This is a genomic window from Salinibacterium sp. PAMC 21357 (genome assembly GCF_000247645.1).
GTDB lineage: Bacteria > Actinomycetota > Actinomycetes > Actinomycetales > Microbacteriaceae > Rhodoglobus.
In genome coordinates this window covers 57,090-82,652 of sequence record NZ_AHWA01000006.1, presented here as the reverse complement: position 1 = coordinate 82,652, position 25,563 = coordinate 57,090, and the positions used below count along the sequence as shown (strand labels likewise).

The 25,563-nt window shown below is 59.8% G+C and carries 20 protein-coding genes and 1 pseudogene; 4 read left to right on the top strand and 17 right to left on the bottom strand.

Annotated features, from left to right (window positions below):
* Positions 1-147: 147 nt before the first annotated feature.
* From ON14_RS13005 to ON14_RS12995, 3 genes are all read right to left on the bottom strand, one after another.
* The gene (locus tag ON14_RS13005) at positions 148-1,998 is read right to left on the bottom strand and encodes an alpha/beta hydrolase family protein (protein WP_010205736.1); all 1,851 of its coding nucleotides are present in this window, start codon (positions 1,996-1,998) and stop codon (positions 148-150) included.
* Positions 1,999-2,085: 87 nt separating this feature from the next.
* The gene (gene glpK, locus ON14_RS13000) at positions 2,086-3,603 is read right to left on the bottom strand and encodes a glycerol kinase GlpK (protein ID WP_010205735.1); all 1,518 of its coding nucleotides are present in this window, start codon (positions 3,601-3,603) and stop codon (positions 2,086-2,088) included.
* Between the two features lie 119 nt (positions 3,604-3,722).
* Positions 3,723-5,507, bottom strand: a complete 1,785-nt coding sequence (locus tag ON14_RS12995) for a glycerol-3-phosphate dehydrogenase/oxidase (protein ID WP_010205734.1) — start codon at positions 5,505-5,507, stop codon at positions 3,723-3,725.
* Between the two features lie 146 nt (positions 5,508-5,653).
* On the opposite strand from ON14_RS12995, the pseudogene ON14_RS16545 reads away from it, so the two are divergent.
* Positions 5,654-6,684, top strand: a pseudogene (locus ON14_RS16545) (sugar-binding transcriptional regulator).
* Here the strand turns inward: ON14_RS16545 and ON14_RS12985 are convergent.
* Positions 6,681-8,117, bottom strand: a complete 1,437-nt coding sequence (locus ON14_RS12985) for an NAD(P)H-quinone dehydrogenase (protein ID WP_010205731.1) — start codon at positions 8,115-8,117, stop codon at positions 6,681-6,683. The pseudogene ON14_RS16545 and the gene ON14_RS12985 overlap by 4 nt on opposite strands.
* 174 nt (positions 8,118-8,291) lie before the next feature.
* Between ON14_RS12985 and ON14_RS12980 the strand changes: the two genes are divergently transcribed.
* A complete protein-coding gene (locus ON14_RS12980) occupies positions 8,292-9,128 on the top strand; it encodes a purine-nucleoside phosphorylase (RefSeq protein ID WP_010205730.1) in 837 nt (278 codons plus the stop codon).
* Entirely contained in the window at positions 9,125-10,777 is a 1,653-nt protein-coding gene (locus ON14_RS12975) for a phospho-sugar mutase (protein ID WP_010205729.1), read from the top strand. The genes ON14_RS12980 and ON14_RS12975 overlap by 4 nt, the downstream gene beginning before the upstream one ends.
* Positions 10,778-10,873: 96 nt before the next feature.
* Here the strand turns inward: ON14_RS12975 and ON14_RS12970 are convergent, their stop codons facing one another.
* Genes ON14_RS12970 through ON14_RS12950 form a run of 5 tightly spaced genes read right to left on the bottom strand, consistent with a single transcriptional unit; the run spans position 10,874 to position 14,635 of the window.
* Complete coding sequence (locus ON14_RS12970; protein ID WP_010205728.1) at positions 10,874-11,146, bottom strand: PTS sugar transporter subunit IIB; 273 nt, start codon at positions 11,144-11,146, stop codon at positions 10,874-10,876.
* Positions 11,143-11,592: a PTS sugar transporter subunit IIA gene (locus ON14_RS12965; protein ID WP_010205726.1), complete on the bottom strand. Its 450-nt coding sequence runs from the start codon at positions 11,590-11,592 to the stop codon at positions 11,143-11,145. The genes ON14_RS12970 and ON14_RS12965 overlap by 4 nt, the downstream gene beginning before the upstream one ends.
* Positions 11,593-11,594: 2 nt before the next feature.
* Positions 11,595-12,716: an adenosine deaminase gene (locus ON14_RS12960; RefSeq protein ID WP_010205725.1), complete on the bottom strand. Its 1,122-nt coding sequence runs from the start codon at positions 12,714-12,716 to the stop codon at positions 11,595-11,597.
* Between the two features lie 57 nt (positions 12,717-12,773).
* The gene (locus tag ON14_RS12955; protein ID WP_010205724.1) at positions 12,774-13,457 is read right to left on the bottom strand and encodes an IclR family transcriptional regulator; all 684 of its coding nucleotides are present in this window, start codon (positions 13,455-13,457) and stop codon (positions 12,774-12,776) included.
* Entirely contained in the window at positions 13,457-14,635 is a 1,179-nt protein-coding gene (locus tag ON14_RS12950; protein ID WP_010205723.1) for an adenosylhomocysteinase, read from the bottom strand. Before ON14_RS12950 ends, ON14_RS12955 begins: the two co-directional genes overlap by 1 nt.
* A 47-nt stretch (positions 14,636-14,682) precedes the next feature.
* On the opposite strand from ON14_RS12950, the gene uriH reads away from it, so the two are divergent.
* The gene (gene uriH / locus ON14_RS12945; RefSeq protein WP_010205722.1) at positions 14,683-15,630 is read left to right on the top strand and encodes a uridine-preferring nucleoside hydrolase UriH; all 948 of its coding nucleotides are present in this window, start codon (positions 14,683-14,685) and stop codon (positions 15,628-15,630) included.
* Positions 15,631-15,656: 26 nt separating this feature from the next.
* On the opposite strand, the gene ON14_RS12940 is transcribed toward uriH, so the two are convergent.
* From ON14_RS12940 to ON14_RS12905, 8 genes are all read right to left on the bottom strand, one after another.
* Complete coding sequence (locus tag ON14_RS12940; RefSeq protein WP_010205721.1) at positions 15,657-17,192, bottom strand: MFS transporter; 1,536 nt, start codon at positions 17,190-17,192, stop codon at positions 15,657-15,659.
* A gap of 84 nt (positions 17,193-17,276) precedes the next feature.
* On the bottom strand, positions 17,277-18,590 hold the full coding sequence (locus ON14_RS12935; protein WP_010205720.1) for a thymidine phosphorylase: 1,314 nt from the start codon (positions 18,588-18,590) through the stop codon (positions 17,277-17,279).
* Positions 18,583-18,999 (bottom strand): cytidine deaminase, encoded by a 417-nt coding sequence (locus ON14_RS12930; RefSeq protein ID WP_010205718.1) that lies wholly within the window; start codon positions 18,997-18,999, stop codon positions 18,583-18,585. Before ON14_RS12930 ends, ON14_RS12935 begins: the two co-directional genes overlap by 8 nt.
* A 4-nt stretch (positions 19,000-19,003) precedes the next feature.
* Complete coding sequence (locus tag ON14_RS12925; RefSeq protein WP_010205717.1) at positions 19,004-20,284, bottom strand: ABC transporter permease; 1,281 nt, start codon at positions 20,282-20,284, stop codon at positions 19,004-19,006.
* Positions 20,284-21,555: an ABC transporter permease gene (locus ON14_RS12920; protein WP_010205716.1), complete on the bottom strand. Its 1,272-nt coding sequence runs from the start codon at positions 21,553-21,555 to the stop codon at positions 20,284-20,286. Before ON14_RS12920 ends, ON14_RS12925 begins: the two co-directional genes overlap by 1 nt.
* Positions 21,552-23,066, bottom strand: coding sequence for an ABC transporter ATP-binding protein (locus ON14_RS12915; protein WP_010205715.1), 1,515 nt, complete (start codon positions 23,064-23,066; stop codon positions 21,552-21,554). Before ON14_RS12915 ends, ON14_RS12920 begins: the two co-directional genes overlap by 4 nt.
* 123 nt (positions 23,067-23,189) lie before the next feature.
* Positions 23,190-24,329: a BMP family lipoprotein gene (locus tag ON14_RS12910; RefSeq protein ID WP_010205714.1), complete on the bottom strand. Its 1,140-nt coding sequence runs from the start codon at positions 24,327-24,329 to the stop codon at positions 23,190-23,192.
* Between the two features lie 88 nt (positions 24,330-24,417).
* On the bottom strand, positions 24,418-25,539 hold the full coding sequence (locus ON14_RS12905) for a mannose-1-phosphate guanylyltransferase (protein WP_010205713.1): 1,122 nt from the start codon (positions 25,537-25,539) through the stop codon (positions 24,418-24,420).
* Positions 25,540-25,563 lie beyond the last annotated feature (24 nt).

Sequence of the window (25,563 nt, the reverse complement as noted above, 5' to 3'; positions counted from 1 at the left end):
GGCTGATCACCGAACACCGAAGTCGCGGATGCCGCACCGCCCGTACTTGTCCCATGGGTGAGTTGGCGCCGCACGCAACAGTGCCCCGGTCATGGTCACGGCCGGGGCACTGTTGCTATTACCGATCTAGGATCGGCTGCTGGGTACTTATGCTGCGGTGAGCGTGTTCGTTACCGAGATGAGGGTAACGATCGCCGCATTGATGAAGCCGGCGATGTACGGGTTGTTCGTCTCACGGTAGATCTTGCGCGAGATGATTGCGGTCACGGCCAAGATGACGATAACCGGGTACAGCCAGATGCTGAAGATTCCGCCGAAGCCGTCGATCGTGTATCCAGTGGTGAAGAAGTTTGTGTACTGGGCGATGACGAGAACGATGGGTGCCAGAGCGTTGAAGAACGCGAGCAGTGCCGTGTTGATCCACTCCTTGCCGCGAATGGAGAAGCGGTTGAAAGCGTTGACCGCAACCGAGTTGGCGACAAAGTAGATCGCGAACAGCGGCAGGTACATCAGCGCAATGCCGACCTTGTCAGGCGTGAAGGCCTTGACGGCGATAACCCACCAGCGGAAGTCAGTCTTGAAGAAGTAGTCGAGCACGAAGACAATTCCGTAAGCAGCGACGACGACAACGAGAGCGAGTCCGATTCCGTGGAAGAACTTCTTCCAGCCAGGCAGCACTCCGGAGGCACGAAGATCGAGACCGTTCTTGCGTCCGAAGACGAGGTACGAGATCGTCATGATGATGATCGCGGCGATCGCGTTGACCGCGGCCCAGAAGGCGACGAAGAACACGGCGCCCTGAGGCATGAAGAACTGAACAGCGTTGAACGCAATCGCGCCCACCCACGGGGTGTTAGCGAGGATCAACCAGCTCCAACCGGAGATGATTGCCGAAACAACCAGTCCTCCCCAGAACCAGGCGAGTCCCTTGCGGGTAGCGGGAACCACTGCTGCTGCCGGCGTGCGCAGACCTGCGAAGGCGCGGGTCGAGAGCATTGCACGCGTGAAGGCGAGCAGGAAGATTCCGAAGCCGATCAGACCGAAGAGTGTGAAGGTCTCCTTGACCTGCCACACCTGCGAACCGGATGCGATCTCGTTGGGAGCACCGAATGCTTCTTCGAAGAATTCGATCTGGCTTCCCACGGTGGTCTTGGAGATGGTTCCCCAGGGGTGATTCTCCGCTGGCGTGTAAACGATGCGGAGAGCATCCTCACCGTCGACCGAGTCGGTGAAGAATTCGCTCGCTCCGCGCATGTCGGAGGAAACATCTTCAGGGTCGGCGCCGAAGTGCAGGAATGACTGCGCGTTCGGTGTGCCGATGTAGTCGCGCGGCGGGGTCAGAACTGCACCCTCTGGGCTGTAGCTACGGAAAAAGAACTCGTCGTACTGGTCGGCGACAATTCCGACATCGCGGGCGCCGTACAGGTTGAAGTAGGCGTTGTCTGCTTCGGCATCCGTGTAGACGCCGTCGTTGTCGACGAGCAGGATTGCCGCGATGAGCTGTTCGTCAGCGGCGTTGTCGATGATCGTCGAGAAGTTAGCTGCACGAGCACCGTTCGAGTGACCACTGACACCGATCTTGTCGGTGTCGACGTACGGGAAGTCTGCAACGAGCTTCACGGCGTCGTACATTCCGGTACCACCGAGAGTGATGTCGGTTGTCAACGGTGACGAGTTGCCGTGACCGTACATGTCGATCGACACAACAACGTAGCCACGGCGGGCAAGCTCAACATAGTTGGCGTCTTGCATTTCGCGGTTGTTCCACCAACCGTGGCTGACCACGATTGCGGGGACCTTGTTGTCAACAGTTGCGGTGTCAGGCTTGAAGAGCAGTGCACTCATCATCTGTCCAGACGAGGTTTCCCACCGCATGTCCTTAACACTGATGGAGCCGGCTCCGGTTTGAACGATGGAAGCGCCGATGGATGCGACCAACATCATGACTAACGAGAGAACGAGCCAAAAGCTGTTCCTCTTTACTAACGAGGTTTTCATTGATTCCCTACCCCTTCGTGGGTATCGATTGCTGTGTGGTGCTGGGCGTGACTGACAGCACGCCCGTCATGGGTTTTGGCAGGCAGATTAGGTCTCCACGTCCTCATCAACCCAGCCCATGGTCTTGGTTACCGCTTTTTTCCAGTTGCGGTAAAGCTGATCTCTCTCGAGGCGCGCCATGTGCGGCGTCCACCTCTTGTCTTCGTTCCAGGTCGCGATGACGTCGTGTTCGCTTTCCCAATAACCGATCGCAATTCCGGCGGCAAATGCTGCGCCGAGAGCGGTGGTTTCGGTGATGCGGGGGCGGATGACATCCACACCCAACTGGTCAGCCTGAAACTGCATGAGAAGTTCGTTTGCCACCATGCCGCCGTCGACCCGCAGCTCAGCGAGGTCTACTCCGGCGTCTGCGTTCATCGCGTCCATGACTTCGCGCGTTTGGTACGCGGTGGCCTCGAGGGCGGCGCGAGCGATGTGATTCTTGGTGACGTAGCGGGTGAGCCCGAGAAGGGCTCCCCGAGCATCCGGTCGCCAGTAGGGGGCGAACAGTCCGGAGAAGGCGGGCACAAAGTAGGCGCCGCCGTTGTCTTCGACTTCGAGAGCCAAGCGTTCGATGTCGGGAGCATCGGCGAACATGCCGAGGTTGTCGCGAAGCCACTGCACGAGCGATCCGGTGACCGCAATGGATCCTTCGAGCGCGTAGACCGGAGCCGCGTCGCCAATCTTGTAGCAGACGGTCGTGATGAGGCCATTGTTACTGTGCACGCGCTTGGTGCCGGTGTTGAGCAGCAAGAAGTTACCGGTGCCGTAAGTGTTCTTGGCCATGCCCTCACTGAAGCAAGCCTGGCCGAAGGTCGCGGCCTGCTGGTCGCCGAGGATGCCCGCAATCGGCACTCCGGGCAGCGAACCGTGGTCGCGGCAGTGGCCAAAAATCTCGCTAGAGGAACGAATCTCGGGCAGCATCGACATCGGGATGCCCATGTCGGCGGCAATGTCTTCGCGCCACTGCAGAGTGTCGAGGTCCATGAGCATGGTGCGGGAGGCGTTGGTGACGTCGGTAGCGTGAATTCCGCCATCGACGCCACCGGTGAGGTTCCACATCAACCAGGTGTCGATGGTTCCGAAGAGCAGTTCGCCGCGGTCGGCCGCTTCTTGTGCTCCATCGATGTAGCGGAGAATCCAGGTGACCTTAGGGCCAGCGAAATACGGCGCGAGCGGCAGGCCAGTGATGGCCTTGTACTTTTCGAGACCCTCGGTGCCCGCGAGCTCGGTGACGATGTGCTGGGTGCGAGTGTCTTGCCAAACAATGGCGTTCGTCACTGGTTTGCCGGTGAGTTTGTTCCACACCACTGTCGTCTCGCGCTGGTTCGTAATCCCTACCGCGGCAATGTCCTGGTAGGTCAGGTTGGCGCGGGCGAGGGAAAGACCAACGGTTTCGCGAACGTTGTTCCAGATCTCCATCGGGTCATGTTCGACCCAACCAGCACGAGGAAAAATCTGCTCGTGTTCGAGCTGCCCATTCGAAACGATGCGCGCGTCATGATCAAAGATGATCGAGCGTGAACTCGTCGTTCCTTGGTCAATTGACAAAATGTACTGTGTCATTGGCGGCGTATCTCCATTGATAATCAAGGTGCTTTCGGGTGCGCGTGCTGTTCGTTATCCGGGTACTGCGTGTAGCGGGTGCTATCTCTTGCGGTTGCTGTGCCTTACCGCTGTTGTGATTACTGCGTTTGCTTGAGGTCTGGTGTGGCGAGCGGCACGATTTGGGGTGCTGCTTCGCGAACGTCAGACGCACTTTCGTCATCGCGCGTGAGCGCTGCTGCGGCGACGGCAGCGGCCATCTGGTGGTAGACGGCAACTTCGTGGGCGGCGGTCTGTTCGTCCCAACCCAATAGGCGGGTGGCGATCTCGGCGACCTCGGGCACGGCAGCCATGCCTTCGTTCAGGTATTCGTAGTTCATGCGGGTGCGGCGAACCATGAGGTCCTCGAGGTGCAAAGCGCCCTCGTGCGTGATGGCGTACTCAATCTCGGCCCGAAGGTAAGCGGAGGCGTGCGTGAGGGGCTGCGACATCGTCGGGTCAGCGTCAGCGATAGCGGCAATCTCTGAGATTTTGGAGCCATAACGGTGAAGCAAGTGATCGATCATTTGGTCGCTCCAACCGAAGCGCGTGCTGAGGGCACGAGTATTGTCTCGGGCCTCATCGAGGCCTTCAGCTCCGAGCAACGCGACCGATGCCGTAGTCGACGGGTTTGCCTTTGCCGCCTCTTTGCCGAGGGCAAAGTCGACCGCGTCTTTAGCCATCACGCGGTAGGTGGTGAACTTGCCGCCAGCGATAACGGTGAGCCCGGGAAGGGGTGAGGCAACGGTGTGCTCACGCGAGACCTTGGCAGAGTTCGTGCCCTCCATAGTTCCCGGCTGCAACAGCGGGCGAAGCCCAGCCCACGTTCCGACCACGTCGGAGCGATCGATGGGGTTGGCCAGCACCGCGTTTGCTTCTGCAAGAACGTAATCGATGTCATCCGCGGTAGCAGAGGGGTTGAGCAAGTTCTCTTTCCACGGAGTATCGGTGGTGCCGATAACCCAGTAGCGCGACCACGGAATCACGAACAGAACACTCTTAGAGGTCTGCAGGATGAGCCCGGCCTCGCCGGAGATACGTTCACGGGGAACCACAATGTGGATGCCTTTGGACGCAAGAACCTTGAGCCCGCCGCTTCCATCCGCAAGCTTCTGAGTCTCGCCTGTCCACACACCGGTGGAGTTGATGACGGCCTTAGCGCGGACCGGGAAGGTTGTTCCGGTTTCGAGGTCGATGAGGATCGCACCATTGACCGCACCGTCATCGTTCTTGGTGATCTCGATGACTTGGGTGCGGCTTGCGGCTTGCGCTCCCTGCGAGTGAGCGGTGCGAATAACGCTGACAACATAACGCGCGTCATCGACGTTGGCGTCCCAGTATTCGATGGCGCCGACGGCGGCATCGTGGGCGAGACCAGGAAAACGGACCGCGAGCTGCTTACGAGAGAGGTGACGGTGCCACGGCACGCTGCGCTTGCCTTTGCCATTGCCCTTCGCGGTCTTGGTAGTCACGGTGGCGAGGAAGTCGTAGAGGGCAATTCCGGCCCCCACGAAGGCGCGTTCCCAGACGCGGTGACGAAGAGGGTAAAGGAACGGCAGTGGGCGCACGAGGTGCGGTGCGACGTTGTTGAGCAGCAGGTCACGCTCGGTGAGCGCCTCGTGCACGAGCTTGAAGTCCAGCATCTGCAGGTAGCGCAGTCCACCGTGAATCAGCTTGCTGGCGCGGCTGGAGGAGCCAGCAGCCCAGTCTTGGGCCTCAACAACAACCGTGTCGAGACCGCGAGTGGCAGCATCCAAAGCTATTCCGGCTCCGGTGATTCCGCCACCGATAACGAGCACATCGAGCTCACGACCCGGCTGCGCGCTCTCGACGAGACGCTGAAGGGCGCTTTCGCGGGTTTCTCGGGTGAGGTGCTGATCAGTCATGAAAACGGTGTTTCTTTCTGCTGGCGGTTTCCGCGGGGGCGGCTGTGAGTCGTCTGGGATGATCCACTATTCAGCAGCGTATTACGCCAAGAGGGGCCAATGACAAACTGAGCAGCACATCTGCACGAACGTGCAAGGATGGACGAATGGAACGCGAAGAAGCAATGCTGTCCGCATCGTCGATGTATTACCTCCAAGACATCAAGATGGAGACCATCGCCAATCACCTGCATATGTCGCGGTCGAGCGTCTCTCGATTGCTCCGCGACGCCCGCGAAAGTGGTCTCGTTGAAATCACTCTGCGGCCCACCCCAACGCGGGGCCCCGGCCTCGCCAAAAAGATCGAGGGCTGCTTCGGCGTTGAGACCCACGTTGTGCCGGTTGCTGACCTTGCAGACGAGGCAGAACGACTCGATCAAGTCGCAAGAACAACCGCGAGAATTGTCACCGGATGGTTCGACTCCGACATGATTATGGGGGTGGCTTGGGGTACCACTTTGGCCGCAATCGCGAGTCATCTGGGCAAGAAACCCACCCGCGGAAGTGCCATCGTTCAGCTCAACGGAGCCGCCAATGTGCGCACCTCTGGAGTCGAATATGCGGGCAACCTCATTGCCCGTTTCGGAGAAGCCTTCGATGCTCAAGTGCACCTATTCCCGGTTCCGCATTCTTCGACTACGCCGAAACCCGCAACGCAATGTGGTCAGAACGGTCAATCGTGCGCGTGCTCGAATATCAACGCCGGGCCGACATCGCGCTGTTCTCGATCGGTGCGATTGCGGGTGAAGTACCCAGCCACGTCTACTCGGCGGGCTATCTCGAAGCCGGCGACATCCAAACTCTCGACAAAGAGGGAATCGTCGGCGACGTCTGCACTATCTTTTTGCGCGAAGACGGCACCTATGAAGACCTCTCCATGAACGCACGTGCAACCGGGCCAACACCCGAAGAACTGCGCACAATCCCCCGTCGAATCTGCGGCGTCGCCGGTGACAACAAAGTGGTGCCCCTGCTGGCCGCCCTTCGCGCGGGCGTCATTACCGACCTGGTGGTCGATGAGCAGACCGCCACGAAACTGATCGAACACATCATGGCGCTGAAGGATGGCACCGCTTCCGAAAGCGAAATTGCTTTCCGGGCAGACCAAGAAGAATCTGCCCCGAGCGCAACCTCCTAGTTGACGATGTGCATCGCGCGGGCAGCATCCGTAATGCTTCCCGTCAACGACGGGTAGACGGAGAATGCACGAGCGATCTGGTCGACCGTGAGCCGGTGCTCGACTCCGAGAGCCACCGACATGATGAGCTCAGAGGCATTCGGCGCGACAATGACGCCACCGATAAGCGTGCCAGAACCGGTGCGCGCAAACAGCTTCACGAAGCCATCCTTGATGCCCATCATCTTGGCGCGCGGGTTTGAAGCGAGCGGAAGTTTGTAAATAGTGCCCTGCGCCAGGCCGTCTTCGATCTGCTTTTGCGACCAGCCAACAGTGGCGATCTCGGGCTGAGTGAAAATATTCGAGGCTACGTTGCGCAGCTCGATCGGGGTGACACCGTCGCCCATGGCATGGAACACTGCAGTACGACCCTGCATCGCAGCAACAGACGCCAAAGGGAAGAAGTCTGAGCAATCGCCGGCCGCATAGATCGACGGCATTGAGGTACGAGCAACCCGGTTGACGCGAATATGGCCAGACTCAGTCAGCTGCACACCAGCCTCTTCGAGCCCAAGGCCCTCAGTGTTCGGCAGCGAGCCGACAGCCATCAGGCAGTGACTGCCTTCGACGGTAGTGCCGTTTTGCAGCGTCGCGACGACACCATTCTTGGTGGTCTTGACCGATTCTGCACGCGACTTCGACAGCACGGTCATTCCGTTGCGCTTGAAAACGTCTTCGATCACGCGAGCGGCATCTTCGTCTTCACCGGGCAGCACGCGGTCGCGCGAAGAGATGAGGGTCACTTTGGCGCCGAGCGCGCTGTACGCGGAGGCGAACTCTGCTCCCGTGACACCAGAACCGACAACGATCAAGTGCTCGGGGGTCTCGTCGAGCGTGTAGAGCTGAGTCCAGGTGAGGATGCGCTTGCCGTCGGGCATCGCCGAGTCGAGCAGTCGAGGCCGCGCACCGACCGAAACGATCACCGTGTCGGCATCGACCTCGTCGAAGTCTGTTCCCGCTTTGCCTTTGCCGGTGGAGACCACGAGACGCTGGGGACCATCAAGACGACCTTCGCCAGCAATGATGCGCACGCCAGCTTTGATCAGTTGGGACTTCATGTCGTCAGACTGCTGCTGCGCCAATCGCATCAGCCGCGTGTTCACTGCGGCCAAATTGACCGTGATCTCGGGGCGAACCACCCGGCCAGAATCCCCACGCGAGTAGAACTGCACACCGAGATCGGCGGCATCCCGAATCGCGTTTGTGGCTTCGGCGGTCGCGATAAGAGTCTTCGACGGCACGACATCGGTAAGCACCGCTGCGCCGCCAACACCGGCGCGTTCCACGAGAGTCACCTCGGCACCGAGTTGCGCACCCGCAAGGGCTGCTTCGTAGCCACCGGGGCCACCGCCGAGTACTGCAATTCGTTGGGTGCGCTCGAACTCATAGGCCATGGCCTAATTCTCTCGCGGTTCTGGCCCAGCGACAAACCACGGGCGAAGAGGAACACCCGCAGCGCCAATTCCGCGAAACTTGCGACTCATTGCCAGCGCCATGCGCGCTTGAGTGCTCACATTCGCACACATCGTCACGGTGTGTTGCGGGGCCCACCGTTTAGAGTGGATGCCATGTCACAAACGCCCAGCACAAACCCCCTCGACAACCCCAACGCAGACCCCTTCGCGGTCGCGCAATCCGCCGCCGCCGCCATCGCGGAGCTCACCGGAGTCGAGAAGCACGACATCGCTCTCACCCTGGGCAGCGGGTGGGGAAAAGCCGCCGACATTATTGGTGAAACCACCGCAACAATCCCCGCCGCCGACATCCCCGGATTCTCGAAGCCGGCGCTTGAAGGCCACGTTGGCACGATTCGATCCGTACTACTGCCCAGCGGCAAACGCGCCCTCGTTATTGGCGCTCGCACCCACTACTACGAGAACCACGGTGTTCGCCGCGTTGTTCACTCGGTGCGCACCGCCGCCGCTACCGGCGCAAAGACCATGATCCTCACCAATGGCGCCGGTGGCATCAAAGAAACGTGGACTCCCGGCACCCCGGTACTGATCAGCGATCACCTCAACCTCACCGCCGATTCCCCGCTCGAGGGCGCAACATTCATCGACCTCACTGACCTGTACAGCAAACGCCTGCGCGAGATCGCCAAGTCGATTGACCCGAGCCTTGACGAGGGCGTGTACACGCAGTTCCGCGGCCCGCACTACGAGACCCCAGCCGAAGTCCAGATGGCCAAGACCATGGGTGGTCACATCGTGGGAATGTCTACAGCCCTCGAGGCGATTGCCGCACGCCAGTCCGGCATGGAAATCTTGGGAATGTCGCTCATCACCAACCTCGCTGCCGGCATCCAGTCCACTCCCCTGAGCCACGAAGAAGTCATTCAGGCAGGTAAAGACGCTGAAGTACAGATCAGCACCCTGCTCGCACAGATTGTGACCGCACTATGAGCACCGAAGCACTAATCGCCGCCGCCAATGCCTGGCTAGAACAAGACCCTGACGCTGTCACCCACACCGAACTCGAGGCGCTTATAGCGGATGCCGCCCAGGGCGACGAGACAGCAATCGCTGGCCTTCATCACCGTTTCGATACGCGGCTCGCGTTCGGCACCGCCGGGTTGCGCGGCGAATTGGGTGCTGGCCCGAACCGCATGAACCGTGTGCTGGTTACTCAGGCCGCGGCCGGACTTGCCGCGTACCTGCTCACTCATGAGCCGAGCCCGAGCATTGTGATCGGCTATGACGGTCGCATCAACTCTGAAGTTTTTGCTCGCGATACCGCCACGATTATGGCGGGCGCTGGGGTTCGCGCCATCCTGCTGCCGCGCTTGCTACCAACCCCCGTTCTGGCTTTCGCCGTACGCCACCTTAATGTGAGTGCTGGCGTGATGGTCACCGCCAGCCACAACCCCGCAAACGACAACGGCTACAAGGTTTATCTCGGTGGCGATAACCACGGGTCGCAAATTGTTCCCCCTGCCGATGCTGAAATTGCGCACGCTATCGACATCGTCGCTAAGAGTTCGATCTCAGAGCTGCCACGCTCCACAGACTTTGTCACCACCGACGAGGGCGTTGTTGATGAGTACATTGCCCGCACGGCAGCCCTTGCCGGCCCGGCAACCGACATCATCTACACCTACACGGCGATGCACGGTGTGGGTTGGGAGACCAGCCAGGCTGTCTATGCGAAGGCTGGATTTGCGGCCCCCGCCCTTGTCGAAGAGCAAGCTCATCCTGATGCCGCGTTCCCTACGGTTGCCTTCCCCAACCCTGAAGAACCTGGCGCGATGGATCTCAGCTTCGCGAAAGCACGCGACGTTGGCGCCGATCTGGCTATCGCCCACGACCCCGACGCCGACCGCCTCGCGGTCGCTGTGCCCGGACGCGACGGCGAATGGCGTCGACTAAGCGGTAACGAAGTGGGAATGTTGCTCGGCTGGCGCGCAGCAGAACGCGCCAATGGCACGGGTGTGCTCGCGGCATCCATCGTCTCGTCACCGGCACTGCGTTCGATCGCGGCCGCATACGGCATGGAGTACCACGACACACTTACGGGGTTCAAGTGGATCTCTCGCATCGACGGCCTGACCTTTGGCTACGAAGAAGCTCTGGGCTACCTCGTGGATCCCGACAAGGTGCGCGACAAAGATGGCATTTCGGCGTCGGTCGACTTTCTTTCGCTTGCTGCCGAACTCAAGACCCAAGGCAAGACTGTGCTCGACCACCTCGATGACTTCACGGCGCGCTTCGGTGCGTTTGCCTCACGTCAGGTATCGATGCGCTTTGAAAAGATCTCCGAGATCGGCGAAACCATGATGCGCCTGCGGGCGGCAGCCCCCAGCGAAGTTGGGGGGCTCAGCATTGAGTCATTCGACGACTTTCAGAACGGAGTCGATGGCTTTGCTCCGAGCGACATCATCCGCCTGCAGTTCGCCGGTGGTGCACGCGTGATTGTGCGCCCCAGTGGCACCGAGCCCAAGCTGAAGTTCTATGTGGATGCCTCAAGCACGGCGGGTGACGGCGCCGAACGGCAGGCTGCCGCCGAAGCAGTCGCCACTCAACTCGAGACAGGCATGCGGCAACTCTTGGCCTAGATCGTCGCAGGCTGGTGGGCGGCGACTAGATCGTCGGCCGCTGGCTCTCGTGACCCCGTGTGCAGTTGCGCACCCCAACACTGAGGCGTGCGAGCATCAGCCGAGGGCGCTCTCAAGTTTTTGCTTCAACTCCGAGGTGTCGAAGAGGTTGACGACCACGATGATATCGGCGTTGGTCTTGCCGATGGCTTCGACGAACTCTTGCGTCGTCAGAATGATTTGCGCGTCGGCCGCGACAACTTTCACTGTGCTGACATCGGCGGCCACGACGGTCGCTTCGAGGTCGAGTGCTCGAAGTGCACGTTCGGCGTTCACTTTAAGTACGCCGGAGCTGCCGATTCCGGCACCGCAAATGGTCACAATTTTCATGACGGAATTACCCCCATAATTTGTTGAACTTCTGCTGCCGAGGTCGCTTCGGCAATCTGACCAATCGCGGAAGAATCGTTGAAGATGTTGGCGACTGCGGCGACAGCGGCAAGGTGTGCCCCGGACTCAGCAATCGCGAGCCCCAGCACCACACGTACCGGATCGTTGTGGGCATGGCCGAATCGCACTGGCTCGCTCAGCGTCACGACGGAGAGCCCGTTGGCAATAACCTCAGGACCCGGGCGAGCATGCGCCAAGGCGAGCCCTGGCGCGATCACGACGTAGGGGCCGAAGTTTTCGATCATCCGGATCATCTCACCGGCATAGCCAGGCTTTGCCGCACCGGAGCGCACCAAAGCATCACCAGAAAGTGACACCGCGGCTCGCCAGTCAGCGGCAAAAGCGCCAATGTCGATCGCAGATTCGGGAAGAGGAGGAAGCGGCATCGCTATGCTCTCTCAAAACCGTCGCTGATGGCTTCGGCTAGCTCTTCGCGTTCTTCGATAGGCAAGAAGGCTGCCGCTGCGGCGTTGATCTGAAAGACCTCGAGATCCGTGAGGTCGTACCCAAACGCTTCAGACAGCAAGAAGAGCTCGCGACTGAGCGTTGTGGCGCTCATCAGCCGGTTGTCGGTATTGACGGTGACGCGGAATCCGAGCTGGTAAAGCAGGTCGAAAGGGTGATCGACGAGTTCGTCGCCCCACTGCTCGATGGCACCCGTCTGCAGGTTCGATGAGGGGCTCAGCTCGAGAGCGATCTCGCGGTCCTTGACCCACTGTGCCAGATCGCCGAGCGAGACGTAGGTGTTCTCGTCGTCTTCGCGTGCGATCGTGATGTCTTCGGCAAGGCGCACCCCGTGACCAAGTCGAAGGGCTCGGCCGTCGAAGAGCGCACTGCGGATACTGTCGAGACCGGCCGCTTCGCCCGCGTGCACGGTAGCGGGGAGGTAGTTGTGGGCCAGCACGTCGAAGGCTCCGCGCATGCGGCTAGCGGGGAAACCGGCTTCTGGGCCGGCAATGTCGAAACCGAGCACTCCGCGATCACGGTGACGAATCGCCAACTCGGCGATTTCGGTTCCGCGATCGGTCTGGCGCATCGAGGCTAACAACTGACCAACACGAATGCTGCGGCCGCCCGCACGAACAGCGTCAACACCTTCTTCGAGGCCCTCTTGCACGGCGCTTACCGCCGCGTCGAGGTCGAGCCCCTGTTGCAGGTGCTGTTCGGGCGCCCAACGAATCTCGCCATAAATTACCCCGTCGTCGGCAAGGTCTTCTACGAATTCCCGAGCGACGCGCTTCAGGTTTTCTGCAGACTGCATAACAGCGATGGTGACATCGAAAGTTTTGAGGTAGTCGACGAGCGAGCCAGAGTCGGCGTTCTCGGCAAACCAGGTCGTGAGTTTCGCAGGATCAGTCTCGGGCAGGCCATAACCGATGCTGTCCGACATTTCGATGATCGTCTGGGGTCGCAATCCGCCATCAAGGTGATCGTGCAAAGAGACTTTGGGTAGCGCAGTAATGCTTGCGCTGCCTCCGGGCATCAGAAAATTCTCAACAGCGGCGTTCATGACGTCAAATCTACCGTGCCAATCTCTGAAAGCCCCCTGTGGTTTAGCTGGATGAGGTTAAGATCCTGTAAATGCTGCCCCTCGAAGCAGATTGGAGATTTCTTTCGCCGCGGCGGTCGCAAGTTCTTGCACTCGGTCGACATCGACTTCGCTGAAGGTGCTCGCGACATAGGGCACCGTCAGAGCGGCCACCACGCTCGAATCGGTGCCAAAGACCGGGGCGACGATGTCAGTGATTCCCGGATGCAGCGTGTCTGCCCGCACGACGGAGTTCTCGCGCCCTGGTGCCGCCCCAGCAAGCGTGGCGCCGGTGGCGGTGGTGGCAATGTCAAAGGCCGCGCCAACGCGCACTCGAAACCCGAAGTCGGCTGGCGACTCCACCTGAGCGAGCACGCGCACTTCGGTTCCGTCGAGCGCAGCTAAGTTGCACGATTGGCGTGCCTGATTAGCGAGTTGCTGCATAATCGGCAGCGCGACGCTGACAAGCCCACGAAGGGGCGGATGCCGATGGGCTAGTTCGAACAGTTTCATCGCGAGCGTATAGAGCCCCGATTGCTTGTCGCGGAACACGTAACCTCGGCGCTCCAACGTCGCGAGCACGCGAAAGATCTGGCCAATGCTACGCCCGGTTGAGTCGGCAATTTCCGATTGACTCAGGGGGCCCGAGCTATCGGCAAGCAGTTCGAGAATATCGAGCCCCTTATCGAGAGCGGGAACCGTGTATTCGGGCGTCGTGGCCACTAGCGATCGGCTTTCATCGCGGCGAGCATCCGGCGGGCAGCGTCCCGGTTGATGCTGTCGGGAACTGGTTGCGCTCCAACCACGAGCGTTGACGCTGCGGTAGCGATGCGTTCGAGCGATAGGGCTTGAAGCAAGAACCCGAGATCCATGGATTCAATCGAGTTGCCTTTGGGCTCGCGACCGGCGAGGTTGATCATGCGTCCGTCTGCCAACAGGGTGATGTGGCGGTTTCGGGGCAAGTCGACGCGCTCGATGGCGGTGTCGATAACGGTGCTCGCGATCGCGAGGTCGCGCAGCGCGAGCACGTCGATTTCCCAATCGAAGTGGCCGCAGTTAACGAGCATGGCGCCATCGGCCACCACGTCAAAGAAGTCGGTACCGAGAATTTGTGGATGCCCCGTTGCCGTGATGAATACTTCGCCCCAGTTAGCCAAGTCGAACATGTTACCCACGCGGTAGCCATCGAGCGCAGCCTCTAGCGCTTTGATCTCGTCGATTTCTACCACGGCGACTTTGCCGCCGAGCGCGCGCAGGTAGTGGGCGACGCCACGACCGCACCAGCCGTAACCAGCAACGACGAATCGTCGCCCCGACACCATGAGATTGGTAATGCGCATGAAGCTCTCGACGACGGACTGACCGGCGCCGTGCTTGTTTTCGTTGATCACGGTCAGCGGATTGTCGTCGATGACGATCACGGGAAACGTCACATGATCAGCTAATTCTGCTCGCAGTCGGTAACTACCCGAGGCGGTTTCTTCGGTTCCCCCGGCCACGTGATTCGCGTGCCCCAGCTCGGCAAGTCTGGCCACAAGCCCGGCACCATTGTCGAGCAGAATGTCTGGTTTGGCCTCGACGACCTTCCAGACGTAAGCATCGTGCTGCTCTTCGCTATCGTCGCGCGCGCCGTAGATTGTCATGCCTTGATCACGCAGGTAGGCCGCAATGTCGTCTTGAGTCGAGCCATGGTTGCCGGTGGCGACGATCTCGGCGCCTCCAGCTGCCAGCGTCTCGAGCAGCACTGCGGTCTTGGGTTCGATGTGCATTGACATGCCGATTCGACGGCCAGCGAATGGCTGGGTCACGGCGAACTGTGCCCGCACCTCTGCGAGAAGTGTCATCCGGGATCGAATCCAGTTGAGGCGGGCCGCGGCACCGGTAACTAGTTCACTGCTCATGGAGCCACTCTACAGATATGAAGATCGCTTTCATATATGCTTTTCGAATGGCTGAAAAGATTATTCTCGATTGCGACCCCGGACACGACGACGCGATTGCGCTGTTGCTCGCTCACGGCAACCCCGATATTGAACTACTGGGAGTCACGACAGTGATGGGCAACCAAACCATTGAGAAGGTCACCCGCAACGCGCTGGCCATCGCCAGGGTCGCCGGCATCACCGATGTGCCGTTCGCCCGCGGAGCACACCGCCCCCTCGTTCGCCAGATCGAAGTTGCTGAATCCATCCACGGCGAATCCGGCCTCGATGGTCCCGTACTTCCCGAACCCACGATTGAGTTGGATGCTCGGCACGCCGTCGACTTCATCATCGACACTGTCATGGCCCACGAACCCGGCACCGTAACTCTCGTACCGACCGGCGCCCTCACCAACATTGCCCTCGCCGTACGTAAAGAACCCCGCATCGCCGAGCGCGTCAAGCAAGTCGTGCTCATGGGTGGTGGCGTCAACGTTGGCAATTGGAGCGCCACGAGCGAGTTCAACATCGTCATCGACCCCGAAGCCGCCCACATCGTCTTCAACGAGTGCTGGCCGCTCACGATGGTTGGCCTCGACCTCACGCACGAAGCACTCGCCACCGACGAGGTTGCCGCTGCTATCGCCGCTGTCGGCACCGGCCCTGCACGCTTCGTGGGAGAACTGCTGGAGTTCTTCAGCGAGACGTACCGCGATGCTCAGGGCTTCGATCATCCCCCCGTTCACGACCCGTGCGCCGTGGCATTCGTGATCGACCCGACCGTCATGCAGGTCATCAAAGTGCCATTGGATGTCGAACTCACCGGAACAATCACCCTCGGCATGACGGTGGCAGATTTTCGCGCCCCGGCTCCCGCCGACTGCACAACGCAGGTTGCGCGCAACCTCGACCATCCCAAGTTTTGGGGAATGGTTGTCGATGCGCTCGAGCGCATCGGAGATCCGCAACTCTAGGGTTAGGTGCGGGGCGACAGTCGCGCTTAGGCGTTGGCGAGTAATCGCGCCCGGCGCTTGCGTGCGCGCAGGTCGACAATGCCGATAACCATGGCAATCGAGAAGAACGCTGTTGTTGCGATCATGCCGGTGCCGTAAGCGTGGTGGTAGAGCTCGATGGTGCTTTCGCTGCTCTTGCGCTCGTTGTAGAGCGTTGAGTAGAACAGCGACAGGGCCACCGCCGTACCGATCGCGGTGCCAATGCGTTGGCCGAGTTGGCCGACGGAGCCCGCCAGACCTCCCTCTAGCGGTGGGATGTCGTGCAGGGTCAGCGTCTGGTTAGGCGAGATAACTAGCCCTCCCCCGGTGCCCCCGATGAGCAGTGCCGCTGCCATGACGAACGGAGTGATCGCGGGAGGGGTGAGGATCGCTGCCGCCATGAGAACGCCCAAGCCGAGGAGCAGAATCGAAAGCCCGACAACAACTAGCGACCGGCCATAGCGTTCGACAAGAATTCCGCCCCGCCACGACCCGAGCGCACTTGTCAGCGCAAAGCCAATTGTCACCATTCCGGCAAAGACGGGCTCTAGCCCCAAGCCCAACTGCAAATACAGGGTGGTCAGCAAGAACATCGCCGGCATCGCGGCGAAATAGACGGTGGCGAGCAGTGTGCCGTTACGGAATGAACTGACCCGGAACAGTTTCAGTGGCACCAGTGGCGCACGCCCGCCGGCGGCATATCGCCGTTCCCACGCCACGAAGGCTGCGGCAGCGAGCACAAACAGTGCCAACAGCCACCACCGCTTGGGGTCGTCCGTTGGCGCTCCGGTCGTCAATAGGAATGGCCACATCAGCGCCAACACTGTGACCCCGAAAATGGTGATGCCGACGGGGTCGAGATCTAGGCGCGCGTACTTTGCTGCGGAGGTTGCCGGCAGAATGCGCCACGCCAGAATTAGAGCGAGGATGCCGAGGGGAACGTTCATCCAGAAGATGTACCGCCAGCCGTCTTGGGCACCACCAATCGCAATCATGAGCCCGCCAAGCGTGGGGCCGAAAGCGGTCGCGACACCGATCATTGCGCCGAACAGCCCAAAGGCCCGACCGCGCTCTGGGCCGCGGAAGAGCTGCTGAATGAGCCCTATAACCTGAGGCATTTGGATGCCGGCGGCGACGCCCTGCAACAAACGAAAGAGCAGCAACACCGTGGCGTTGGGCGCGAGCGCGCACGCAATGCTGGCTATCGTGAAAACCGTCAGCCCAATGAGAAAGAGAGCTTTGCGGGAGCGTTGATCACCGAGGCGACCGGCGGGCACCAGCACGAGCCCAAAGGTAAGAACGTAACCGGAAACAATAAGTTGCAGCTGCGTGGAGCTTGCCCCTAGCGCGTCCTCGATAGAAGGCAGGGCTACGTTGACCTTGGACAGGTCAAGGATGGTGATCGCTGCCACAACGACGCACACCCAGAAGGCGCGCCATTTGGTGCGGTGCTCGATCTCGGAATCGCTCGGAGAAGCTTGTGCGTTCCCCGAATCGCTTCGTGCTTTGTCGGCACGCGAAGGGGCCTCATCCGCTGACGTCATTTGCACAATGTTACGTCAGCGAATGAGGCACTCTGCTCAGCCTTGTATCCGCGAGAACTAGCGCTCTAGCTCAAGCAGTCAGTTCTAGTCGATGCGCCCAGCAATGAGTGGTCCGCCGTCGTGCACGGTCTCACCCGCATCACCGATGCGGTACGCGCCCTCCAGTGATTCGAGCGCACGCTCGAACCGGGCAGGCTCATCGGCGTGCATCGTGAAGAGCGGCTCGCCCTTGCGAACAGTATCTCCGGGCTTCGCGTGCAGGTCGATTCCCGCGGCGTGCTGAACGGGGTCTTGTTTACGCGCACGACCGGCGCCCAAACGCCATGCGGCAACGCCGAACGGCAACGCTTCCTGTTCCACGAGAACACCATCGCGCTCAGCGAGCACGACGTGGCTTTCCTTGGGCTGTGGCAGTGCAGCATCCGGGTCTCCACCCTGAGCGGAGATCATGCCGCGCCACGCATCCATTGCCTGACCGTTGTCGAGAGCGGCCTCAACATCGGCATCTTCGTGACCGACCTGCGCGAGCATTTCGCGTGCAAGAGCAATAGTGAGCTCACGCACATCGGCGGGTCCACCGCCGGCGAGAACCTCGACAGATTCGCGCACCTCGTTGGCGTTTCCAATGGTGAGCCCCAAGGGAACGTTCATGTTGGTGAGCAGCGCAACAGTCTTGACTCCGGCGTCTTTACCCAGGCGAACCATCGTCTCGGCAAGCTCGCGGCTGCGGGCGGCATCCTTCATGAACGCACCAGACCCGAACTTCACATCGAGCACGAGAGCAGAAGTTCCTTCGGCAATTTTCTTGCTCATGATCGAGGATGCGATCAGCGGAATGGCTTCAACAGTTCCGGTGATGTCGCGCAGGGCATACAACTTCTTGTCCGCCGGAGCGAGACCAGAACCCGCAGCACAGATCACTCCACCAACGCCGCGAAGTTGAGCGTAGAACTCTTCGTTGCTGATCTCGGCACGCCAGCCCGGGATGCTCTCAAGCTTGTCGAGGGTGCCGCCGGTGTGGCCCAAGCCGCGGCCAGAAAGCTGCGGCACAGCAACACCGAACGAAGCAACCAGAGGTGCAAGTGGGAGCGTGATTTTGTCGCCGACGCCACCAGTGGAGTGCTTGTCGGTGGTGGGCTTTCCGAGGCCCTCAAAGCTGAGAGTCTCACCGCTAGCGATCATCGCTAGAGTGAGGTCGCGAATTTCTTCGCGCTCCATGCCGTTGATGAAGATCGCCATCGTCATGGCAGCCATCTGCTCATCGCCGACATAGCCGCGAGTGTACGCATCCACGAGCCAGTTGATCTGGTCAGTGCTGAGCACGCCCTTGTCACGCTTGGTGTGGATGAGGTCTACAGCGTCGAAACGCTCGATGCCTGCTGGTGCACTGTTATTCACTGCGGTACTCCTCAAGGGTGCGTGGCCCGAACGCGTCGGGAATCACTTCGTCAATCGTTTTGATGCCAGAAACTGTTTCGAGCAGCATGCCTTCGGCAGAGTGCTCAAACAGCAACTGGCGGCAGCGGCCACACGGCATAAGAGCGTTGCCTTTGCCATCCACGCAGGTGAAAGCAACAAGTTTGCCGCCGCCCGTCATGTGCAGAGCAGAGACCATGGTGCACTCCGCACACAGCGTGAGGCCGTACGAAGCGTTCTCTACGTTCGCTCCCGAAATTATCCGGCCGTCGTCGACAATGGCGGCGACGCCGACCGGAAACTTCGAATAGGGAACGTAGGCGTGACTGAGGGCATCTGTGGCGACGAGCCTCAGCGCATCCCAATCGATTGATTGCGGCTCGATCGTCATAGCGTTACCCCTTTATATACGGTGTGCCGGATGCTGCTGGCGGCCTGGACTTTCCGACCAGACCGGCGACGGCGATGATGGTGACCACGTAGGGCAGCATGAGCATGAACTCGCTCGGCACCGGCGAACCAACAACGCTCAAAGCGTTCTGTAGGTTGCTGGCGAATCCGAAGAGCAGCGCGGCGAGCGTTGCCTTGATCGGGTCCCAGCGACCGAAGATCACTGCAGCGAGAGCGATAAAGCCGGCACCAGCGGTGACGTCTTTACCGAATTGACCTGTCTGGCTCAAGGTGATGAAGGCACCACCGAGACCGGCAATAGCGCCGGCGAGCGCGACGTTCCAGAAGCGGGTGCGCGTCACGTTGATGCCCACGGTGTCGGCGGCCTTCGGGTGCTCGCCAACAGCGCGCAAGCGGAGACCCCACCGAGTGCGGTACATCGCAAAGGCGACAACGGCCACGATGATGTACAGCAGGTAGACAATGAGCGTCTGTTGGAAGAGCACGGGCCCGATGAGCGGAATGCCGCTCAGGAACGGAATTGAGATCGCCGAGAAGCCCTCGGGATTGTTCAGCTGCTCTGGGCTCTCGACGAGCCACTGCGAATACAAGAATCCCGTGAGACCAGAGACCAGCACGTTGATGACAACACCAACGATGATCTGGTTGACGAGGTACTTGATAGCGAACACCGATAGCAAGAACGACACGAGCATTCCGGCAACAGCCGCCGACAACAGGCCCATCATCGGCGAAGCAGTGATCGTACCCACAACCGCCGAAACGAATGCGCCGGCCAGAAGCTGAGCTTCGATGGCGATGTTAACGACACCAACTCGTTCAGAAATCACGCCGCCGAGAGCACCGAAAATGAGCGGTACAGCAAGCACGAGTGCGCCGGCAAAAAGCTCCGGAACACGCAACGTTTCGTCTGCAGCTGCCCACGTAAGGAATCCAGTGAGTGCGAAGACCGCACCCAGCGCCGGCACCCAGACCGGAACCTTGCGATCCTGCGAAATCATGAACGCCGAGCCGACAGCAATCAGCGCCATCAAGATCGTGACGACGACACCGGTTGCCAATGCAGGCAATTGAATAACCGGCAGCTGGAACAGGTCGGTGCCCGTTGACAGGTTGAATCCGGTCGGTGCGTCCTCGGCAAAGCCGATAAACAGCACACCTGAAATAAGAGACACAATCGCGAACGCAATCGGCATCTTCCAGCTTCGACGATCAATCGTCGAACCCGACCGACTCATTCCTTCTGAGATTTTGGTGAAAGTCATTAGCCAACCACCTTCTTTGCACGGGCGCCGGGTTGCGGCAGACGGAACACAGCGCGCACGAGCGGCGGCGCAGCGATAAAGAGAACGATGAGTGACTGAACAACCAGAACGATATCGATCGGGATGCTCTGCGACGCCTGCATCGTGAAGCCACCAGCCTTGAATGCTCCGAAGAGGATTCCGGCAGCAAACGTGCCCCACGGTGTCGAGCGGCCTAGAAGAGCAACGGTGATGGCATCGAAGCCGATACCAGCGTCTACTCCCGAGGTGAACCCACTAGTGGTCGTTCCGAGAACTTCGGTGCTTGCTGCAAGACCGGCGTAGCCACCGGCAATCAGCATGACGTAGATGTAGAGGCGCTCGACCTTGATGCCGGCAACCCGAGCTGCATGCGGGTTAAGGCCAACTGCGCGGAACTTGAAGCCGAGGCTCGAGCGTTCGATCAACCACCACGCCAACACTGTGGCACCGATAACGAGGATGAAGCCCCAGTGCAGTTTGAAGCCATCGCCGAACAGTGGCGGCAGAATGGCATTATCTGCGGCTGGCGGCGTCTTTGGGTTATTTGAACCAGGGTTCTTGAGCAGGTCAGTGCGTAGCAAGAAGCTGATCAGGTAATAGGCGACGTAGTTGAGCATGATCGTCACGATCACCTCGTGCGCGCCAGTGCGAGCCTTCAACAGACCAGCAATGGCACCCCAGAGCGCGCCACCGATGATTCCCATCGTGACGGCAACAATGACGTGCAAGACGATCGGCAGATCCCACGCAAAGCTGGCATAACCGGCGAATGCGGCGCCGACGATGATCTGGCCACGGCCACCGATGTTGAACAGTCCAACGCGGAACGCGATCGCTACGCCAAGACCGGCGGCAATAAGCGGTGTCGCGAAGACCAGAGTCTGCGTGAGTGGCTTGATCGCTGAGAGGAAATCGTCGCGACGGAAGTCGTAAACCGACCCTTGGAATAGCGCAAGGTACGCGCCGCCGACGGCACTACCGATCGCCGCAAAGAGGTCTCCAGGGCGAGCGAAGAAATAGCCTGCAGCGTCTTGAACATCTGAGTCGGTGAGAGCGATAAGCACTCCACCGATCAGGATGGCCAGAACGATGGCGAGCAACGAGAGCAGTGCATTACCGGAGGCGATTTCGCGGAATGCGTTCGTCCACCGCGCCGTGTCCTGATTCGTCTCTGAGTTTTCCGCGCTCTCGGTCAGAGCCGCGGCTTCGGGCTTCTGATCTTCGGGTTTCTGGGGTGTTGGCTCGCTCATGCTGCCTCCTCCGTTGTGCGTTCGCCGGCCATCATGAGGCCGAGTTGTTCACGCGGGGTATCCGCAGGAACGATTCCAACAATCTGACCCTTGTACATGACCGCGATACGGTCAGCGAGGGAGACAACTTCATCGAGCTCAGTCGACACCACGATCACGGGAAGACCGCGATCACGAACGCCAACGATCTGCTCGTGGACAAACTCGATCGACCCAACGTCGAGGCCTCGCGTTGGCTGCGATACAACGAGCAGCGACAACTCGCGGCTCAGCTCGCGGGCCAAGACAACCTTCTGCTGGTTACCACCGGAGAGCTGCGAAACACTTTCGTGAATGCTCTGGGCGCGAATGTCATACGACTCAAGCTTTTCAACAGCAAATTCGTTGAGCGCTGCGGTCTGCAGTGTCGCGTTCTTGACGAACGGTGCTCCGTCGCTGCGGTCGAGCATCAGGTTCTCGGCGATGCTGAATCCGCCAACGAGCCCGTCGAGAGTGCGGTCTTCGGGAACATAGCCGACACCCTCATCGAGGATCTGGCGGGCGTTGAGGCCCAGCAACTCTTTGCCATTCAACAGGATGGAACCAGATGCTCGGGGCTGCATTCCCAGCAGCGCCTCGGCAAGCTCGGTCTGGCCGTTGCCCTGCACCCCGGCGATCGCAAGAATCTCGCCGCCCTGCACTGTGACACTCAGTTCTTTCACGGCGCGGTTGCCGAATTCGTCAGCAATCGACAGCTTGTCGATAATGAGCGCGTTGTCGGTGAGCTGAGCTGGAGCTTTATCGATTGTGAGATCGACCGCTCGTCCGACCATGAGAGAGGCCAGTTCTTCTTTGTCTGCGCTGGGATCAGCTTCGCCAACAACCTTGCCCAGGCGGATAACGGTGATGCGGTCCGCTACCTCCCGCACCTCACGCAACTTGTGCGTGATGAAAACAATGGAGGTGCCCTCGGCTTTGAGCTGGCGCATGATGGCCATGAACTCGTCGGTCTCTTGGGGTGTCAATACGGCAGTCGGTTCATCGAAAACAAGGATTTTCGCTTCGCGCGAGAGCGCCTTGACGATTTCGACCCGCTGCTGAACGCCAACGGGCAAATCTTCGACGAGCGCGTCTGGGTCAATATCGAAACCGAAGCGCGCTGAGATGTCACGCACGAGGGTACGAGCGGCCTCTAAGTTGAGAAGACCCGGCCCGTAGACCTCTTCGTGGCCGAGAGCCACGTTTTCAGCAACAGTAAAGACGGGGATCAACATGAAGTGTTGGTGGACCATACCGATGCCGGAGCGCATTGCGTCACCGGGACCCGCAAAATGACGGACTTCGTCGTCGATCAGAATCTCGCCCTCTTCTGCCTGATACAGGCCGTAGAGGACATTCATCAACGTGGACTTGCCGGCGCCATTCTCGCCGAGGAGGCAATGAATCTCGCCCTCTTCAACCGTGAGATCAATATGATCATTCGCGATCAGGTCACCGAAGCGCTTAGTAATACCTCGCAGCTCTAGCTTCACAATCTCTCCTCAGTGCTGTTACGGCGTCATCGCCGTCGTCGGGTTTCACAAGAATAGCCTCAGAAGACTAATCCAAAAACGAAGGGGGCTGACCCTCAGGTCAGCCCCCTCAGTGTTGTCTAACTAGTTAAGGTACGACTTCACGGTGATGTCACCGGAGATGATGCCGTCCTTGACGGTGACGAGCTCAGCCTCGAGGCCAGCGTCTACCTTCGACTCGAAGTCGTGGAACGGTGCAATACCAACTCCACCGTTCTCGAGCGTTCCCACGTAGGGGGTGGTGTCGAGCGATCCGCTGGCTGCCTCGTTCACAACGTCTTCAACAGCAACACTGATCTGCTTGAGGATCGAGGTGAGGAACAAGTCCGCTGCTGCGGTCTCGGTCTCGGTAAGGTCAGCGTCAACACCGATCATGGCGACGTCCTTGCCGGAGTCGCGAATTGCCTCAACCGCGCTCTGGAAGATCGGTCCACCAACGGGGAGCAGTACGTCTGCACCCTGATCGATCAGGTTCTGTGCTGCTGCACGGGAGTCGGTTCCGGGAGCGAAGCTACCGATAAACGTTCCATCCTGTGCTGCCTGGTCCCAGCCACGAACGGTGACTGCGGTGCCCTTTTCGGCATTGAAGTAGTCAACGCCCTGAGCTGCGCCATCCATGAAGATCGAAACGGTGGGGAAGTTCATTCCGCCATACGTTCCAACAACGCCCGACTTCGAGTAGCTCGCTGCGGCGTAGCCTGCGAGGAATGCAGCACCGGCGGTGTCGAAGAGGATCGGCTTGATGTTGTCAGCGTCTGTTTCACCATCGAAGTCGGTGTCAGCAGCGTCGTCAACGATCGCGAAGTTGACATCGGGGTTAGCGGTAGCGAACTCAACAGTTGCGGCTGAGAGTGCAAAACCAACGGTGATGATCAGGTCGCAACCTTCAGCGATCAGGCTCTCGATGTTCGGAGCGTAATCTGCCTCGCTTGTCGACTGAACGGTCTTGAAGTCAACGCCGAGGTCGTTCGACGCTGTCTCGAGGCCTTCGTAGCCGAGCTGGTTGAACGACTTGTCGTCGAATCCGCCCGAGTCAGAAACCATGCAAGGAAGGAAGTCGAGAGTCTCGCCCGATCCTGCTTCAGTTTCTTCGGGTGCGGCTGAGCAGCCGGCGAGTACGAGTGCGCTCGTTGCAATGAGCGCCATGCCGCTGAGTGCGCGGCCGTGAGTGCTGATTCTCAAGGTGTCCTCCAAGATGCTGTCCGACAGAAATTGTCGAAACATAGTGCACCTACGCTACCTAAAAATCAGCGAAATGATTGTGCGAATATGAGCGCTGAAGCCGAAAGGTTACAAACGCGGAACGCGGACGTTACAAGACATCGTTTCGGCCCGAGATTTTTAGAGCATCCACCACAGATTTGACGCGCTGAGCGTTTGCAGTTGTCGTAACCAGCAACGCGTCGGGAGTGTCGACGACGACGATGTCGTTTACCCCAATTAGGGAAATAAGCCGGTCAGTCTGGCTAATCACCACTCCGGTCGATTTATCGGCCAGCACGCGAGCATTCTCGCCGAGGATTGCGAGGTCAGATTTGCGACCGCCAGAGTGCAACTTGGCAATCGAGGCGAAGTCGCCAACATCGTCCCAATCAAAGTCGCCAGGGACGACAACCAGACGGCCCTCAGCAGCGGCAGGTTCGGCGACGGTGTAGTCGATCGCGATCTTGGCGAGACGTGGCCAAACACGGTCGACTACGGCGCCACGTTCTGGGGTGTCCCAGACTTCAGCCAATTCGGTCAATCCGGCGAGCAGTTCAGGTTCGGCCCTGCCGAGTTGTTCGAGCAGAACATCTGCACGGGAGATGAACATTCCCCCGTTCCAGAGGTAGTCGCCACTGGCCAAATAGTTTTGAGCGGTCTCAAAGCTGGGCTTTTCGACGAAAGACATAACAGAGACGGCGCTCGGTGCGCCCTCAATCTTTAGCGGACCCCCGCAATGGATGTAGCCGAACCCAATTGCCGGCTCCGTTGGCGTGATTCCGATGGCGGCGATGAATCCAGCATTGGCCACCGCAATTGATTCCCGCACACTGCGACGGAATCCGCGGATGTCGCGAATCACGTGATCAGCGGCGAACGACCCAATGATCACGTTGGGGTCGCGTTTGAGCAGAATCGCGGCCGCTAGACCGATAGCCGCAGAGGAGTCTTTCGGTTCGCTTTCGAGAACAACGTTCGGGTCACTCAGTTCGGGTAGTTGTTTTTCTACGGCTGCACGATGAGCCCGCCCCGTGACGACCATGATTTTGTTCGCTCCCGAGAGCGGAACGAGACGATCCCAGGTGTCGCGCAGAAGGGTCTGTCCCGACCCGGTGAGGTCGTGCAAGAACTTGGGAGCATCCGCGCGCGATAGCGGCCACAGTCGCGAGCCAATGCCACCGGCAGGGATAACGCTGTAGAAATTATCAAACGGTTCCTCATGTGGGCTCATGCCTCCACCTTAGACTTCAGCACC